Raw genomic sequence first — 17,334 nt, 5'->3', positions numbered from 1 at the left:
ATATTTCGGGTTCCTATTAAACGAAAGAGAGATGATATACCTAAATAGAAATAAAACAAACTGAAAAAAATTGGGTCTACTAAAATATTATTCCATGCTATACAATTAATCCACAGAATAATCTGTCTATTGGTTGTTCTGCAAATGAAAAAAGGAGTGGATAAAGAGTGAGAGGCAAAAAGGTATGGATCAGTTTGCTGTTTGCTTTAGCGTTAATCTTTACGATGGCGTTCGGCAGCACGTCTCCTGCCCAGGCGGCAGGGAAATCAAACGGGGAAAAGAAATACATTGTCGGATTTAAACAGACAATGAGCACGATGAGCGCCGCTAAGAAAAAAGATGTCATTTCTGAAAAAGGCGGGAAAGTTCAAAAGCAATTCAAATATGTAGACGCAGCTTCAGCTACATTAAATGAAAAAGCTGTAAAAGATCTGAAAAAAGACCCTAGCGTCGCTTACGTTGAAGAAGATCACGTTGCACAGGCGTACGCGCAGTCCGTGCCTTACGGTGTATCACAGATTAAAGCCCCTGCTCTGCACTCTCAAGGCTTCACCGGATCAAATGTTAAAGTAGCGGTTATCGACAGCGGCATCGATTCTTCTCATTCTGATTTAAAGGTAGCAGGCGGAGCCAGCATGGTACCTTCTGAAACAAATCCTTTCCAAGACAACAACTCCCACGGAACTCACGTTGCCGGTACAGTTGCGGCTCTTAATAACTCAATCGGTGTATTAGGCGTTGCGCCAAGCGCATCTCTTTACGCTGTAAAAGTTCTCGGCGCTGACGGTTCCGGCCAGTACAGCTGGATTATTAACGGAATTGAGTGGGCGATCGCAAACAATATGGACGTTATTAACATGAGCCTCGGCGGACCTTCTGGTTCTGCAGCGTTAAAAGCGGCAGTTGACAAAGCCGTTGCTTCCGGCGTCGTCGTCGTAGCGGCAGCCGGTAACGAAGGCACTTCCGGCGGCTCAAGCACAGTGGGCTACCCTGGTAAATACCCTTCTGTCATCGCGGTAGGCGCTGTTAACAGCAGCAACCAAAGAGCATCTTTCTCAAGCGTAGGTTCTGAGCTTGATGTCATGGCACCAGGCGTCTCTATCCAAAGCACGCTTCCTGGAAACAAATACGGCGCGTACAATGGTACGTCAATGGCATCTCCGCACGTTGCCGGAGCGGCTGCTTTGATTCTTTCTAAGCACCCGAACTGGACAAACACTCAAGTCCGCAGCAGTTTAGAAAACACCACTACAAAACTTGGTGATGCTTTCTACTACGGAAAAGGGCTGATCAACGTACAGGCGGCAGCTCAGTAAAACATAAAAAACCGGCGTCGGGCATGGCCCCGCCGGTTTTTTTATTATTTTTCTTCCTCCGCATGTTCAATCCGCTCCATGATCGACGGGTGGCTCCCTCTGAAAATTTTGACGAGAAACGGCGGGTTGACCCGGCTCAGTCCCGTATCGGCCAAGTCCTGAAACGTCTCAATCGCCGCTTCCCGGTTTCCGGTCAGCTCGATGCCGTAGCGGTCGGCGGCGTTTTCCTGATACCTGGAGACGGCATTCGTAATCGGATCAGAAGCAAAGCTGAGAACGGATATGAGCAGCAATAACAGCGGGAGGGCGGCCAGATCTTCAGGCCCCTTTATATGAAGCATTCGGCCGAAGAATTTGGACAGCCGCTTATAAAGCTTGTCAATGATATAGAACCCGGCTAATGACAGCAGCAGATACCCGGCCAGTCCGATGTACACGTGCTTCATCACATAGTGCCCCATCTCATGCCCCATAATGAACAAAATTTCCCGATCCTTCAGTTTGTTAAGCGTCGTATCCCACAAAACGATCCGCTTATTCGAACCGATCCCCGTCACATACGCATTCAGCGCATTCGTTTTCTCCGACATATTGACTTCATAAACATGGCTGGCCGGAATATCGGCCTTGTCGGCAAGCGACAAGATTTTGCTTTCCAGCTCCTTGTCTTTCAGCGGATAGAAATCATTGTATAAAGGATCAATCACGACCGGCTGCAGGAAAAACAAAAACAGGGTAAACGGCACAGTAAGACACCAAGCGTAAAACCACCATTTTTTTGTATGCTTTGTGATCAGCCAGTAAAACACAAGCACACACACGGCAAACAGCGGAAAACTGATCCAGAAATCAATGACATGGTCTCTTATCCAGCTTGCTGTTGTCTGCGTCGAAATATGATACGCAAGCGAAACCCGATATCCGATCCACTCAAGCGGAAGCGAAGCCGCCGTAACGATGAGTGAAATCACAAATACGAAGCTTACGATTTGCAGCACCCGAAAGCGCACCGCTGCTTCGAGCCAATGCTTTATTTTTTTGGCAAGCCCCGTAATGAGCAGCAGAAAAAATAAAAACCAATCTAACGGCGCTCCGATGAAAAATAAAAAATCCTTTACATTTGAAAAGTTTTCAGCGGCTGCCAGGCGGCCCGGGTCCATAAACGAGGACGGATCGGCTTTCGTTCCCTTTACGGCCTCCGGGACGGCGGAGTCTCCTGTCATAAAGAAATACCAATAGAAAAAAAGGCCGTACAGCACATAGGCAAGCCCCGCTGCCGCTATCCATTTGCGCATGGAAGTCTCCCTCCTTAGCCTTATGACTTACTCCTATTGTAAGCATAAATGCAAATAAATAGAACCAAGCCTCCGAAACGGATGTTAATCTTTTCACAACAGAAAAGAATGGAACAACAGGAAGCGGGAAAGACTAAAAGACGGAGTGATGAATATGAAAAAAATAATCGCGTTTATTGTAGTAATCGCCCTTTTGGTTATTGCTTTCTTCTATGTATACAGCCGGACCGGCGATGTGTTTCCATCAAGCAACGCAGATCTGATTATTCTGTCTGAGCACGGAAAAAAAGAAATCAAAATTAAAGACAGGCAGAATGTAAAAGATATGCTCGATATCTTGAACCAAGGAAAACAAGTCAAACTGACCAAAAGCGTATCTCCCGATTACGACGGAACGGTCAAATACCATGAAGACCGTTTTGATTCATTCAGCATGTGGCTCGAAAGCGGCAATTATATGATGTACAAGTATAAAAACACGTATTACAAACTGACCCGGCATGATACGAAGCTTGTGCAAAGCATCATTAAGGAAGAATCACAGAGCTGACCGGATCAGCATGTAAAAGCGAAGCCCCCCGGCTTCGCTTTTCGTCCGTCATTTCGGAAGCATGTCCCGGACCGCCCGTCTCAGCAGCTTTCCGGTCGCGTTCTTCGGAATCTCATCAAGAAAAACCACTTCCGCCGGCCGTTTATATTTTGCCAAATGTGTTTCACAGTAATCAAAAACCGCCTGCTCTGTCAGCTCACCGTCCCCAGGCACTATATAAGCATGCACCGCTTCCCCCGTTTTGGCGTCAGGAACGCCGATGACCACGGCTTCTTTAATGCCCTCATGGCTGTAGAGCACTTCTTCTACTTCGCGCGGATAGACGTTATATCCGCCGACGAGAATCATATCTTTTTTTCTGTCGACGATATAAAAATAACCGTCTTCGTCGCGCTTCGCCAAATCACCCGTGTACAGCCAGCCGTCTTTCAGCGCGTGCTCCGTCTCCTCGGGCATCTTGTAATAGCCTTTCATTACATTCGGCCCTTTCACGATCAATTCTCCCACTTGATGGTCAGGCAATTCGCGTCCGAGTGTATCGACGACTTTATTTTCGACATGTAAAATATTCGTCCCGATCGAGCCGGGCTTTCTCCCCCGGTCAAACGGATTAAAACAAGTAACCGGAGACGCTTCAGAAAGTCCGTACCCCTCCAGAATGGTGACGTCAAAGGTTTGTTCAAACGTCTGCAACAGAGCGACCGGCATGGAGGCCCCGCCTGAAATGCACAGTCTGACGGACGCAAAATCCTCCGCCTTGCCGTGCTCGTATTGATACAGATAGTTATACATCGTCGGTACGCCGGCAAAAATGGTTGCCTGACGGCTTTTAATCAGTTTAAACACAGAAGCCGGGCTGAATTGCGGCTCGATTAAGACACACGCTCCGCTCATCAGAGGCGCATTCATACAAACGGTTAAACAAAACACGTGAAACATCGGCAATGCCGCCACAATTTTGTCTTTCTCATTCATTCCTAAGTATCCGGCGACATCATTTGCATTGGAGAAAAGATTCTGATGGGTGAGCATGGCGCCTTTCGGTTTTCCGGTCGTCCCTGAGGTGTATAAAATGACGGCAGTATCATCTTTGGACAATGTCGGATAAGTTCTGCTGCGCTCCGCCGGGCGGAGCATTTTTGTAAACGTTGTCATTTTTAAGCGCAATTGAGGGTCTTGTGTCGATGGAGCGTTCTCTGCTGTCTGGCTGATAATGATATGCTCCAGCAGCGGCAGCGAGCCGTGCAGGCTTTCAAATACGGGAATTAAAAGGTCGATGCCGGCGATCGCTTTGACATCGCCGTTTTTCAGCATGTATGCGATTTCTGAAGGTGTATATGCCGGATTAACAGGTATGACGACAATTCCCGCTTTTAACGCGCCGAAAAACGCAATAACAAAATCAGGCGTATTTCCGAGCAGCAGTGCGAGATGATCCCCTTTTTTCAGTCCCCTGTCCTCCAAGCCGTTTGCAAATGCTTTGATTTTACCTGCCAGCTCCTCATACGTCATGTACTGATCTTGAAACAGACAAGCTGGTTTTTCCGGTTTCTGCGATGCCGTTTCTTCCAATTTGGAAACCAGATTCATTTTCCCACCCCTTTAAAAAAGTAATGAATGAATAGTCATTCATTTATCCGGAATAAACGTTCACTTTTATTATAGAAAAATATAGAAAAACACTCAAGGGCAAAAAGCCCCGAGTGCCGTAAAACCGGAAACTATAATTGTTTCAGCGCTTCACTGACCGGCGTGCCGCCCGCCGTCAGATCGAATGCTTTTTCATACGTATTCGGTTCATCAAGGGATGCGATAACGGTCTTGGCGACATCGTCTCTTGAAATGGAGCCTCTTTCTAAATCGGCCGCGGCTTTGATATTTCCCGTGCCGGGATCATTTAATAACCCGCCCGGCCGGATAATCGTATACGTCAGACCGCTCGCTTCAAGAATTTTATCCGCATAATGCTTTGCGGCGTAATACGGCTTCAGCGCTTCATTCCAATTGCCGCGGTTATGAGCCTGCAGGGCGCTTACCATAATGAACCGCTTGATGCCGGCTTTCTTTGCCGCTTCTATCGCTTTCGCCGCTCCGTCAAGATCAATCAAAAGCGTCTTATCGTATCCGGTGCTTCCCCCTGATCCGGCGGTAAACACAATCGCGTCACAGCCTTCAGCGGCTTTCGCGATGTCTTCCGTGCTTCCTTCCAAATCTGCGAGAACGGCTTCTGTTCCCGCGGCTTGAAGCGCTTCTTTCTGCTCTTGTTTCCGGACCATCGCCCGCAGCGTATGCGTGCCGTCTTTTTGAAACAGCCCGGTCAGCCGCTGTCCGATCTGTCCGTTTGCTCCGATGAGAAATACTTTCATCATGATCCCTCCCCATTCATTATGGTTCTATCATTTCACAAAAACGGGCGCTGATTCAAATCGTGCGTTCGGCAAATGTTCTAATAAATCAGCTCGAGGAAATCTTCCAGCTCTATTTTGCCGAAATACTGTTTCAGATCGATTCCGGCCAGCGCCTCCTTGATAGCAGTTCTGTCATACTGTTTTCCGGTCAGTGCCTGTTCGACTTCACTCACATCTTTCGCACCGAAGAAATCACCGAAAATTTTGCAGTCCTGAATGATTCCTTTTTTCACTTCAAGACGCAGATCAATCGATCCGACCGGATAACGTTTCGAATGCTGAAGATTAAATGCGGGCGACCTGCCGAAATTCCAGTCCCAGTTTTGATAGCGCTCTTCGGAAATCTTCCGGATCGCTTTCCAGTCTTCATCGGTCAGTTTATATTCCGGCACTTCGGAGAGATCATTTGTATTAAAAATATGGTGAAGCAGGTGCTTTTTGAATTCATCGGCCGTCATTTTGTCATCAAGAAACTCGCTGATGTTGGCGACACGGCTTCTGATTGACTTAATGCCTTTTGATTCGATTTTGTCTTTTTTCACTTTCAAGGCTGACACAACATGATCAATGGCGGAATCCAGCATTAATGTTCCGTGGCTGAAAATACGCCCTTTCGTCGAAAATTGAGCGTTGCCGGAAATTTTTCTGCCGTCCGCGACGATGTCGTTTCGGCCGCTTAATTCAGCTTCCACACCGAGCTGGCGCAGCGCCTGAATAACGGGTTCGGTGAATTTTTTGAAATTGTGAAAGCTGTCGCCGTCATCCTTGGTGATAAAACTGAAATTCAGATTCCCGAGGTCATGGTAAACCGCACCGCCTCCTGACAGCCTGCGGACGACGATGATTCCGTTATCTTCTACGTATTTCGTATTGATTTCTTCTATTGTGTTTTGGTTCTTCCCGATGATAATCGACGGCTGATTGACATAAAACAGCAGGTATGTCGGTTCAGGGTCGAGATGCTTCACGCAATATTCCTCGATCGCGAGGTTGATCCTCGGATCGGTTATGTTTTGGTTGTCGATAAATAACATGGTGCTCCTCCTTTATTTCTCCCACTTCAATCCGGAAGCGGCGATTGTCACTTCGCCCCCGAATACGGATTCCGCTTCTTCTTTCAGCTTCCGGTGCTCGCCGAAATGAGGCAGATGCGTGAGAATCAGCTCCCCCGCTCCGGCCTCCTTCGCGATACGTCCGGCTTCCAAACTGTTCATATGGCCGGCTGACGTGCCGTCCTGGTCTGCGTAAAAATTGCACTCGCAGATCAGCAGATCGGCATTTTCCGCAAACGGGATAAACGCGTCCTGGTAGCTTGAATCAGCCGTATACACAACAGAAGCTGAACCGTCAGTAATCCGCATCGCATAACAAGTGACCGGATGCACCGTTTTCAGAAAGGTAATGGTGAACGGCCCGGCAGAAAGCGGGCGGTCCGGCTGATAGGCCACTCCTTTTGTATGCGTTTTATATGTAAGACGCTCAAACTGTTCTATATCAGCATCATGCCCGTAAATCGGCAGTGCATGCGTCCCTTTTCCGAGAAAGGAGCCGACCTGTTTGGCAAATTGAAGCGGCCCGATATCAGCGATGTGATCATGGTGATAATGGGACAAAATGACGGCATCAAGCTCTTCTGCCGGAACATAGGCAAACAGCTTTGATAATACGGCGCTTCCGCAATCGACGAGCAGAGAATAGCCGCCGGACTGAAACAGATAGCCTGAAGTTGCTTCGTTTGCGGCCGGAAATCCGCCGCAGCATCCAATGACTGTAACTTTCATATAATCCTCCGAATGTTTAGGATAAAAAGATCCTTTCCTCCAATATACCTATTTTTCGTACAAATTGCATGTTTTAAACATTGTGCCAAAACAGCCGTTGATTTTCCAAAACTGTTATAATACAATATAGAGACAAAACAATGAAAGAGGGATGGGTATGTTGGAAAAGATGTCGGATTTTTTCAGAAATTTACCCGGTAAGAAATGCGAAGAATGCGGAAATGAGATTGTTGAGCAGTATGAGTATCACATTAATTTGTGCAATGACTGCTTGAAAATTAAGGATATGTGACAATAGGGCGCCGCACAATTCTAAGTTGTGCGGCGCCCGTTTTTTCGGCCGTCATCATACTTTCTGAATAGGGCGTTATTCACCATTATTAGCAATTATCTGTACGTTTTAAAAGATTCAGTATTTTCAATCTATATTTTTCTATAGACGGATTGTTTTCTTTTCTATTATAATTTGTTCTAATAGCTATCTTTTTAGATACTTATTGCACTTTTTTCTTCGGGAGGTAATCTATGAAAAAATTACGCTTTGGACTAGCGACGCAAATTTTCGTCGGACTCATACTAGGGGTTGTAGTCGGTGTCATCTGGTACGGCAATCCCGCCATTCCAACATATTTACAGCCTATCGGCGATTTGTTTTTACGCTTAATCAAAATGATAGTGATTCCAATTGTCGTCTCCAGCTTAATCATCGGCGTTGCCGGCGCGGGAAGCGGAAAACAAGTCGGAAAATTAGGCTTCAAAACGATTTTGTATTTTGAGATCATTACCACTTTTGCCATTATTCTCGGGCTGGCTTTGGCGAATCTGTTTCATCCGGGAACAGGCGTTAATATACATGAAGCTCAAAAGACAGATATCAGTCAATATGTTGAAACAGAAAAAGAACAAAATAACAAATCTATCGCAGACACATTCCTGCATATCGTACCGACAAACTTCTTCCAATCATTAGCCGAAGGAGATCTGCTTGCCATCATCTGCTTTACCGTGCTGTTTGCACTCGGCATCTCGGCAATCGGTGAAAAAGGAAAGCCTGTCTTGGCCTTCTTTGAAGGTGTTTCTCATGCGATGTTCCATGTTGTGAACCTCGTCATGAAAGTTGCGCCGTTTGGTGTTTTTGCGTTGATTGGTGTTACCGTTTCCAAATTTGGGCTCAGTTCCCTGCTTTCACTCGGTAAACTGGTCGGTTTAGTATATGTAGCTTTGGCTTTCTTTCTCATTGTTGTATTCGGAATCGTCGGAAAGCTTGCCGGAGTAAACATTTTCAAATTCCTCGCCTATATGAAGGATGAAATTTTATTAGCGTTCAGTACGTCAAGCTCCGAAACCGTACTCCCCCGCGTTATGGAAAAAATGGAGAAAATCGGCTGTCCGAAAGGTATTGTTTCCTTTGTTGTGCCGATCGGATATACCTTTAACTTAGACGGATCTGTGCTGTACCAATCTATCGCCGCTTTATTCCTCGCTCAGGTATACCACATTGACTTGTCCATTTGGCAGCAGATTACCCTTGTGCTTGTCTTGATGGTCACTTCCAAAGGAATGGCTGCCGTGCCCGGGACTTCTTTCGTCGTCCTGCTTGCGACATTAGGCGCATTCAACATTCCTGCAGAAGGCCTTGCATTCATCGCCGGGGTTGACCGGATTATGGACATGGCCCGTACGGTCGTCAATCTGACCGGAAACGCGCTGGCATCCGTTGTGATGTCAAAATGGGAAGGCCAGTATGATCCCGTTAAAGGCGCGAAGGTCATGAGCCTCGCCAAAACAGAACAAAACACAACCATCTCAGGTTAAAATGAAAACCCTGCACGGAATGATTTCCGCGCAGGGTTTTTTATGCCATCGGCGATAGAACATACCGGTGCAAAAGCTTCGCCGTATTAAGAAGCGATAATTCATGCGTGCGTTCAAAAGCGTGTGAAGCGTCAATTCCCGGGCCGATCAGCCCGTGGACGATGTCATGGCCCGAACGGATGGCTGCTGAGGCATCAGAACCGTAATACGGATAAATATCAAGCTGATAATCAATGCCATAGCGCTCCGCAAGCCCGGCCAGATGTTTTCTGAGCTGATAATGGTACGGGCCGCTCGCATCCTTCACGCAAATGGAGACGGTATATTCATCCGTAGACTGGCCATCGCCGATCGCTCCCATATCAACAGCCAAGTATTCGACGGTCTCAGGAGGAATGTTGGAATTGCCGCCGTAGCCGATTTCTTCATTATTAGAAATCAGAAAATGCGTCGTATACGGAAGTTCGATTTTCTCTTCCGTGATGCGGCGGATTAAATTCAAGAGCAGAGCCACGCTCGCTTTATCATCAAGATGCCGGGACTTAATAAAGCCGCTCGGCGTAATCTGCACGCGCGGGTCAAATGAGATGAAATCGCCGACCCTGATGCCGAGATCGGACGTCTCTTCCTTCGTCCGGACAGGCTCATCAAGGCGGACTTCCATATTCTCCTGATTCCGCTCTGCCTTGCCGGCGTCCTTGTAGACGTGCACTGAAGTCTGATGCATTAAGATGGTGCCTGTATAGGTTTTGCCGGAAGAAGTTTGGATCTCGCAATATTCCCCTTCAATCGAGTGATATCGGAAGCCGCCGATCAAGTCAATCTTCAGCCGGCCGTCCGCCTTTATCTCCTTTACCATCGCGCCGAGCGTATCGACATGCGCCGTCAGCAATCTGTGTTTCTTGTCATCACGGCCGGGAATTGTGACAAAAAGACCGCCTTTGCGGTTTCTGTAAGAGGAGACGCCCCATTCTTTTAAAAGACTTTCTGTATAGGCGATAACCTCGTATGTATTGCCCGTCGGACTCGGAATCGACACCAATTCTTTAATCAGTTCCATCGTATGTTTCATATTTTCCACAGGTCATTCCTCCTATCAATTTTATTCTTCTTAAAATATACTCTTTTGATCCACAACCCGTCCAATCTTTTCCTTCTCTTTTTTCATAGAATGAAGGGAGCATGAGCATAGGAGGGAAATGTATGATCAGCCGTAAACCGCACAAGCGGAAAAGATTTCATAATGATTGGTTTGAGGATTGGTTTGAGGATGATTGGTCTGGTGCAGCCTTCTGGGGCTGTAAAAAAGAAAAAGATCACTGTAAAAAGAAAAAAGAAGACCCTTGTAAAAAGAAGAAAGACAAAAAGAAGAAAGAAAAAAAGAAGCATCATCATTCATGCCGCCGCTGCTGCCGTCATTGGTAATCGTTCACACAAGCCCGTTTTACAAATAGATTCTCATGCTCCCCAAACAGCGGATGCTGCTTGGGTTTTTTTATTAAAATTAGTACCAAGTAATAATATCAGGTGTTATAATCTGATATAAAGGAGTGATTTTTTCATGTCAAAATCTAAAATTACAGCAATCGGTACATATGCTCCGGCACGCCGATTAACAAACGCGGATTTGGAGCGCATCGTCGATACATCTGATGAATGGATCGTCCAGCGCACCGGTATGAAGGAAAGACGCATTGCCGGCGAACATGAATTCACATCGGATTTGTGTGTGGAAGCGGTGAAAAACCTTGCAGAACGATACAGCGGAACTCTTGATGATGTCGATATGATCCTTGTCGCCACAACGACGGCGGACTATGCGTTTCCAAGCACCGCGGCACGCGTGCAGGCTTACTTCGGCTGGCCGCACACGGGGGCGCTTGATATTAACGCCACATGCGCCGGACTCACTTACGGCCTTCAGCTCGCAGACGCATTAATTACCGCCGGTTCCCATCAAAAAGTGATTGTCATTGCCGGTGAAACATTATCAAAGGTAACGGATTATACTGACCGGACGACCTGCGTTCTTTTCGGAGACGCTGCAGGCGCCCTATTGGTGGAACGCGATGAATCAGCGCCGGGCTTTTTGGCAGCCGTGCAAGGAACAGCGGGAGGCAGCGCGGACGTGCTGTATCGCACGGGACTGAGCGCAGAATTAAACGGCGAGCCGCTTAAAGGCGGAGGAAACATGGTGCAAAACGGGCGCGAAGTATATAAATGGGCGGCCAGAACCGTGCCTGAGGAATGCAATGCCCTTTTAGAAAAAGCCGGCTTTTCAAAAGACGATCTGGATTGGTTCGTTCCTCACAGCGCCAACATGCGGATGATCGAATCCATCTGCGAAAAACTGCCCTTCCCGCTTGAACGGACGTTGACAAGCGTTGAATATTACGGCAACACTTCATCGGTTTCTATTATTCTCGCATTGGATGAAGCTGTGAAAGCAAAAAAACTGTCGGAAGGCCAGACGCTGGTATTATTCGGGTTCGGCGGAGGATTGACGTATACCGGACTGTTGGTGAGATGGGGATTTTAATGGTACGACGATCGAAATCTAAAAAAAGAGGCCCTGAGCATCTGCTCAGAGCCTCTTTTTCTTATGCTGTTATTTCTTCTTCCGTTTTGTGTTCTTTTTTGCTTTGCACCGTAAAATACACGATGGTCAGCGCGATCATGACAACGGCGATGCCCAACAGAATGGATGCCTGCTGCCACATATAGCCGTAATCGCCATTTGAAATGACGGCGCGGAACCCGTTGATGCTGTAAGTCATCGGCAGTGCCCCGTGAATCACTTGATAGAATCCCGGCAGGAGTTCAAGCGGGAAGGTTCCTCCGCTTGCCCCGAGCTGGAGCACCAGAATGATGACAGCGATAAAGCGTCCCGGATTTCCCATCGTTGTCGCCAATAATTGAATCATGGACAGGAACGCGATGCTGGTAATCATCGTAAAGAGATAGAATCTCCAAGTGCTCTCCACATCAAGCCCGATTCCTTTTAACAGAACCGTGGCGACTATAACGGATTGAATCAGTCCGACGAGCAGAATGACGCTGAATTTGCTGAGGAACCATTCAAAACCGTTTCTCGGACGCCCTGAAGCTTCACTCAGAGGGAATACGACCGTCAGCATCAATCCGCCGACATACAAGCCCATAGAGAGAATATAAGGCGTCAGTCCGGTACCGTAGTTAGGCACGGAATGAATCGCGTTATCGTCCGTTTTTACCGGATCGGCAAACATGCTGTACGTTTTGTCATCTGTCTTAATGTCCCCGGTTTGATCGGCCGCATCTTTCAGCTGGCTGGACAATTGTCCGGTGCCGTCTAAAAGCTTGCTTAAACCGGTGCCGAGAGACGCTTGCCCCTGCTCAATTTTGGACGAGCCATCATGGATTTTGTTTTGCGCGTCCAGCAGTTTCGTTAAGCCGCCTGATACTTGGCCGCTCCCTGACACTAACGCTTCTGATCCTGATTTGAGCTGTCCGAACTTGCTGTTGTATTCGCCGATGCCGGCCGTCAATTTGTTTTGGCTTTCAAAAACGGTCTGCGCTCCGCTGTATAATTTATCAGTTCCGGCCGTCAGCTGGTTAATCGCGTCTTGTACCGCCGCTGCGCCGTTATACAGTTTCGATGTGGACTGAGGCAGTGCTTTCAGCTGATCAGCCTTCGCTTTTACATCTTTGAGCGCGCTTTTTATGGCTGACATATCCGGAAGCTGAATATCTCCGCCGGACGGAAGCTGGCTGACGATATTGTCTAAATCCGGAAGGTCGGCCTTCGGAAGCTTCTCATTCAGAAGCTGAACAAGTTTCGCTTTTTGCTCATCCGTTAAGAAATCACTGTCCTTAATCACCTTTTTGACCGCGTCATCCCGGGCATCCAGGTTGTTTTTCAGATCAGAAAGCTTCTTCTTAAACTGCTGCAGGTCCTTTTCAGTCTGCTCGAGCTGCCCAACCGCGTTTTCAATGTCTGACAGGTTGACTGAATTGATCGCATCTTCAAATGCCGCCGCTTTTTGCGACACTTCCTGCGCCTTGCTGTTTAACGCGCTTAATCCATTCGTTAAATCCGGAAGCTTTTGCTGGAGCTGCTTTTGTGCGTCAAGGCTCGTTTTCAGCCCGCTGGCCACTTGGCCTCCTCCTGAAGCAATCTGTCCTGATTTATCTTGAATTTCGGCGCTTGCGCTCTGAAGTTTTGCGATAGAGCTGTCAAGCGTTTGAATTCCGCTTGTCACTTTCGCCGCTCCGTCTGCAAGCTGCTGCGTTTTATCGCTGATGGTAGCGGTGCTTTCAGTAAGCTTCGCTAAATTTTCCTTCAGCTTGGCGCTGCCGTCTTTCGCGTTTTTCGTGCCGTCGTCTATTTTCTTGGCTCCGCTGCTGGCTTTGCCGAGCCCTTTGGCAATATCTTTAAAGTTATCAAAAATGACTTTTGCGTATTGCTCCGTCACTTCTTTCGACACGGAGGCTTTCAGTTTGTCGATCGCCTTTTCCCCGATTGTCGCGCCGACATAGTTTGATCCGGCATTCGTATGATATTTCAGATCCAGCTTCTTCGGATTTTTATCCATTACCGTGCTGGCGTTTTTAGAAAAATCTTCAGGAATCTCGACCAATAAATAATATTTAGCATTTAATAAGTCCTTTAACGATTGATCAAGATCGCTTGAAAAATGCCAATCAAAATTATCATTTTTCTTTAACTCTTTCACAAGATCGTCACCGATCTGAAGATGTTTCCCTTCGTAGTCCGCCCCTTTATCCTGGTTGACAACGACAACCGGCAGCTGATCCACCGTGCCGTACGGGTCCCAGTACGCCTTCAAAAACACTCCGCTGTAAATCAGCGGAACGAATAATATGGCAATGATGGGGATTAACAGTTTCTTGTTCGTTACAATGTCTTTCCACTGGCTTTTTATTGTATTCAACCCTGTTGCCTCCTTCCGCAAACTGACTCATTTGACAAAACGGTCACGGCACCTAAAAAGTGAAGGATCATCTATTATTTAGATAATCCTTGACCAACATACATTTCCAGCAATTCAGCGATCGTCTCTTTTTCAAGAGGCGGATGGTTTTTTTCCCAGTCAAATATCAGCGCGATGTAGAGCTTGAGCATCACAAAAGCGGTCAGTTCCGGATCACACGGTTTAATGCTTCCGTTTTCAATGGCTGTTTCTATCTTTTCTTTAATGTATGACAGAATGGCCCGCTCCATTTTCACAATGACATCCTGAACGGCTATTGTACCAATCTCGGCGTTCTCCTGAAAAATTTTAATAGTCAGCTGGTGTGTTTTTCTGAATTCCAAAATCGCGACAAGCGCCCGGTGGACATTTTCGTGAAATGAAAGCTCCGGTTTCATCGCTTCGTCTGCGTGTTCCTTCATTTCTCTTAAAATAGTGGTGAAAATATCATCAAACAGTTCTTCTTTGTTTTTGAAAAACGTGTAGATGGTTCCCTTCCCCACATTTGCAAGCTTTGCCACCAGATCCATTGTCGTTGCTTTGTAGCCGAATTGTGTAAAAGACTTAGTTGCCGCTTCCAGAATGAGCTTTTTCCGATCGACGGACATGTTTCCCACCTCGTTAAATTGACCGTTTGAACGTTTTAGTCATTTTGTACATAAGATAACTTATCACAGTCGCAAAGAAGATTCAAATGTTTTTTCTCATTATTGGTGTTCCCTTTACAGAACGGGAACATGCAAAAAAACCTCCGTTTTACGATAACGGAGGCTGGTACGTTTCAAATATATAAGCCAGTGAATCATATACGGCGGCTTTTCCCTGGTCGATACAGTCGGGGATGCCCACCCCTTCGAAAGACGCGCCCGTCGCGTATACGCCCGGATAGGAAGCTTTCAGCGCATCTCTGAACTCTTTGATGCGCTCCTTATGGCCGACATGGTATTGCGGCATGCTTTCGTTCCAGCGGGTCACACAGGTCATTTCCGGTTCGCCATTTATTTTCATTACTTTTTTCAAATCTTCCATTACGATTTTAATGATCTCGTTATCTGAAAGATCTACGATGGATTCATCTCCGGCCTTTCCGACGTACGCTCTGAGAAGCGTTTTGCCCTCCGGCGCCGCGTGCGGCCATTTTTTATTCGTCCATGTGCAGGCCGTGATGGAGAAGTCGCTGTTTCTTGAGATAACGAATCCCGTACCTTCATGCACCATTTTGACGGCACCCTCAGGAAAACCTAAGGCGACGTTGGCAACGGACGTAGAATGCATGTCTTTGAGACATGAAACCGCCGGCAGATCAGAAAGCATTTTCGCCGCGGCTTTATGCGGGGCTGTCACTATGCATCCTTCCGCATAGAGCACTTTGCCGTTATCAAGCGTCACGGAATATCCTTTCTCCTCGCGGCCGATATGGGTGACTTTCGTTCCTTTCATCACCTTTGTCAGCGTAAGCTGCTTTTCCAGCTCCTCCACCAACGTTTGAAGCCCTGTCGTCAGCGTTAAAAACTGGCCCTGCTTTTTGGCCGTCAGCTGCTGTCCCGAAGGCTGCGGACGTGATTTTTTCATACCGAGAATCAGGCTTCTGTGCTTCTGCTCAGTCTGATAGAATTGCGGAAACGTGGACATGAGGCTCAGCTTATCAATATCTCCGGCATAAATCCCTGATAATAGCGGTTCTATTAAATTCTCAACGACTTCGTCACCGACGCGTCTGCGGAAAAATTCACCCAGAGACTGATCTTCCTTCGGTTTGCTCGCAGGCAGGACAAAGTCAAGCGCCGCCCGCGCTTTTCCGGGAACAGAAAATAAACCGGTGGAGATGAACGGAGCGATTTTGGTAGGAATACCCATCACCGCGCCCTTCGGCATCGGATGAAGCGTCTCGTTGACGAGCACATAAGACTGGCCGGTCGCATTGTTGACGAGCAGATGCTCAAGCCCCAAATCCTTGACGAGCTGCGGCGCGCTTTTTTTCCTTTCCAAAAAAGAATCCGGGCCCCGCTCAATGATGTAGCCGTCTTTATGCGCCGTCTGAATTTTGCCGCCGGCTCTCGGGCCTGCTTCGATCAGGGTGACCTCAAGCGGCAGCTGTTTTTCTTTGATTTCTTTTTCCATGTAGAAGGCGGCGGCTAATCCCGTTATGCCACCGCCGATGATGACCAGATGTTTTTTATCGCCACTCATTTTTATCGCCTTCTTTACCGTTTAATTCTACTTGTCCAGCTCTTTCAGCACGACCGCTGCAAGCGCGTCGATAAATTCAGGCTGTGCGTTCGGCATAGCCGGACGATAGTAGCTTGCGCCGACTTCTTCGGTCACAGCTTTGCATTCATAATCATTATCGTAAAGCACCTCTAAATGATCGGCAACGAAGCCTGCGGGCACGTATACAAATGCTTTATAAGGATGCTTTTGATACAGCTCGCGCGTGAGATCCTGCACATCCGGCCCGAGCCACGGATCAGGGGTGTTCCCTTCGCTTTGCCAGCCGACTGCGTAATCGGTAATTCCGGCGCCTTCGGCAATCAGTTTTGCGGATTCCTCCAGCTGGTCAGGATACGGATCGCCGTATTCTTTTATTTTTTCAGGAAGGCTGTGCGCTGAGACGATCAGCATCGCGTCATCCCGTTCTTCTTTCGGCATTGATTCATATGTTTTCTTCACCTGGCCGACCCAATAATCAACGAATTTCGGTTCATCATACCAGCTTTCAACAGACTTGATGGTCAAGCCGCCGAGCTTCTCCGCTTCTTCTTTCGCGCGTTTGTTGTATGACTGGACGCTGAATGTTGAAAAATGAGGGGCGAGCACAAGGCTGACAGCTTCTGTAATGCCGTCTTTATGCATGTCCGCCACCGCGTCTTCAATAAACGGTTCAATATGTTTTAATCCGATGTACACTTTGAATGTTACGTCATCCTGGATTTCATTTAAACGCTGTGCGAGCTTCTCCGCCTGCTCCTGCGTAATTTTTGCAAGCGGCGAAATGCCTCCGATCGCTTCATATCTGTCTTTTAAATCTTGAAGCATATGAGGCTCCGGCTTTCTTCCGCGTCTGATATGCGTATAATAACGTTCTATGTCCTCTTCTTTGTAAGGCGTTCCGTAAGCCATGACAAGAAGTCCCATTTTCTTTTTGCTGCTCATTTTGTTAAACACCTCGTTTGATGGTCTGTCTACCTTGATTTTG

Annotated in this window: 16 protein-coding genes; 6 read left to right on the top strand and 10 right to left on the bottom strand. The window is 47.4% G+C overall.

The window, feature by feature from the left end; translation table 11 throughout:
- The first annotated feature begins 167 nt into the window (after positions 1-167).
- Complete coding sequence (locus SB724_RS00815) at positions 168-1,316, top strand: S8 family peptidase (RefSeq protein ID WP_410569750.1); 1,149 nt, start codon at positions 168-170, stop codon at positions 1,314-1,316.
- A 44-nt stretch (positions 1,317-1,360) separates the two neighbouring features.
- On the opposite strand, the gene SB724_RS00810 is transcribed toward SB724_RS00815, so the two are convergent.
- Positions 1,361-2,611 carry a M48 family metallopeptidase gene (locus tag SB724_RS00810; protein WP_007409200.1) on the bottom strand — a complete coding sequence of 417 codons (1,251 nt, stop codon included), beginning with the start codon at positions 2,609-2,611 and terminating at the stop codon, positions 1,361-1,363.
- 154 nt (positions 2,612-2,765) lie between these two features.
- On the opposite strand from SB724_RS00810, the gene SB724_RS00805 reads away from it, so the two are divergent.
- On the top strand, positions 2,766-3,161 hold the full coding sequence (locus SB724_RS00805; RefSeq protein WP_003155199.1) for a YhfM domain-containing protein: 396 nt from the start codon (positions 2,766-2,768) through the stop codon (positions 3,159-3,161).
- Positions 3,162-3,209: 48 nt separating this feature from the next.
- On the opposite strand, the gene SB724_RS00800 is transcribed toward SB724_RS00805, so the two are convergent.
- From SB724_RS00800 to SB724_RS00785, 4 genes are all read right to left on the bottom strand, one after another.
- Positions 3,210-4,751 carry a fatty acid--CoA ligase family protein gene (locus SB724_RS00800; protein WP_061581878.1) on the bottom strand — a complete coding sequence of 514 codons (1,542 nt, stop codon included), beginning with the start codon at positions 4,749-4,751 and terminating at the stop codon, positions 3,210-3,212.
- A 131-nt stretch (positions 4,752-4,882) separates the two neighbouring features.
- Entirely contained in the window at positions 4,883-5,527 is a 645-nt protein-coding gene (locus SB724_RS00795; protein ID WP_044802762.1) for an SDR family oxidoreductase, read from the bottom strand.
- An 80-nt stretch (positions 5,528-5,607) separates the two neighbouring features.
- Complete coding sequence (lplA, locus tag SB724_RS00790) at positions 5,608-6,603, bottom strand: lipoate--protein ligase (protein WP_410569748.1); 996 nt, start codon at positions 6,601-6,603, stop codon at positions 5,608-5,610.
- Between the two features lie 12 nt (positions 6,604-6,615).
- A complete protein-coding gene (locus tag SB724_RS00785) occupies positions 6,616-7,350 on the bottom strand; it encodes an MBL fold metallo-hydrolase (protein WP_017417389.1) in 735 nt (244 codons plus the stop codon).
- A 151-nt stretch (positions 7,351-7,501) separates the two neighbouring features.
- Here SB724_RS00785 and yhfH point away from each other — a divergent pair, with 151 nt between their 5' ends.
- Positions 7,502-7,642, top strand: coding sequence for a protein YhfH (yhfH, locus tag SB724_RS00780; protein WP_410569745.1), 141 nt, complete (start codon positions 7,502-7,504; stop codon positions 7,640-7,642).
- A 233-nt stretch (positions 7,643-7,875) separates the two neighbouring features.
- Positions 7,876-9,165 (top strand): glutamate/proton symporter GltT, encoded by a 1,290-nt coding sequence (gene gltT, locus SB724_RS00775; protein ID WP_003155211.1) that lies wholly within the window; start codon positions 7,876-7,878, stop codon positions 9,163-9,165.
- Between the two features lie 40 nt (positions 9,166-9,205).
- Here the strand turns inward: gltT and SB724_RS00770 are convergent, their stop codons facing one another.
- Entirely contained in the window at positions 9,206-10,237 is a 1,032-nt protein-coding gene (locus tag SB724_RS00770) for a M42 family metallopeptidase (RefSeq protein WP_007409206.1), read from the bottom strand.
- 131 nt (positions 10,238-10,368) lie between these two features.
- Between SB724_RS00770 and SB724_RS00765 the strand changes: the two genes are divergently transcribed.
- Complete coding sequence (locus tag SB724_RS00765) at positions 10,369-10,590, top strand: hypothetical protein (RefSeq protein WP_044802760.1); 222 nt, start codon at positions 10,369-10,371, stop codon at positions 10,588-10,590.
- A gap of 136 nt (positions 10,591-10,726) precedes the next feature.
- Positions 10,727-11,704 carry a beta-ketoacyl-ACP synthase III FabHB gene (gene fabHB, locus SB724_RS00760; protein WP_003155217.1) on the top strand — a complete coding sequence of 326 codons (978 nt, stop codon included), beginning with the start codon at positions 10,727-10,729 and terminating at the stop codon, positions 11,702-11,704.
- A gap of 61 nt (positions 11,705-11,765) precedes the next feature.
- Here fabHB and SB724_RS00755 read toward each other — a convergent pair whose 3' ends face one another.
- The 4 genes from SB724_RS00755 to hemH form a co-directional block, all read right to left on the bottom strand.
- Positions 11,766-14,099 carry a YhgE/Pip domain-containing protein gene (locus tag SB724_RS00755; RefSeq protein ID WP_088462329.1) on the bottom strand — a complete coding sequence of 778 codons (2,334 nt, stop codon included), beginning with the start codon at positions 14,097-14,099 and terminating at the stop codon, positions 11,766-11,768.
- Between the two features lie 74 nt (positions 14,100-14,173).
- Complete coding sequence (locus SB724_RS00750) at positions 14,174-14,746, bottom strand: TetR/AcrR family transcriptional regulator (RefSeq protein WP_007610428.1); 573 nt, start codon at positions 14,744-14,746, stop codon at positions 14,174-14,176.
- Between the two features lie 148 nt (positions 14,747-14,894).
- Positions 14,895-16,328, bottom strand: a complete 1,434-nt coding sequence (gene hemY / locus SB724_RS00745) for a protoporphyrinogen oxidase (protein WP_410569742.1) — start codon at positions 16,326-16,328, stop codon at positions 14,895-14,897.
- A 27-nt stretch (positions 16,329-16,355) separates the two neighbouring features.
- Entirely contained in the window at positions 16,356-17,291 is a 936-nt protein-coding gene (gene hemH / locus SB724_RS00740) for a ferrochelatase (RefSeq protein WP_003155221.1), read from the bottom strand.
- Between the last annotated feature and the right edge of the window lie 43 nt (positions 17,292-17,334).

Source organism: Bacillus sp. SIMBA_031 (genome assembly GCF_046535225.1).
In the GTDB taxonomy this organism is placed as follows: Bacteria; Bacillota; Bacilli; order Bacillales; family Bacillaceae; genus Bacillus; species Bacillus velezensis.
Note: the sequence above shows the minus strand (reverse complement) of the source record. Positions and strands in the feature narration are given on the sequence as shown.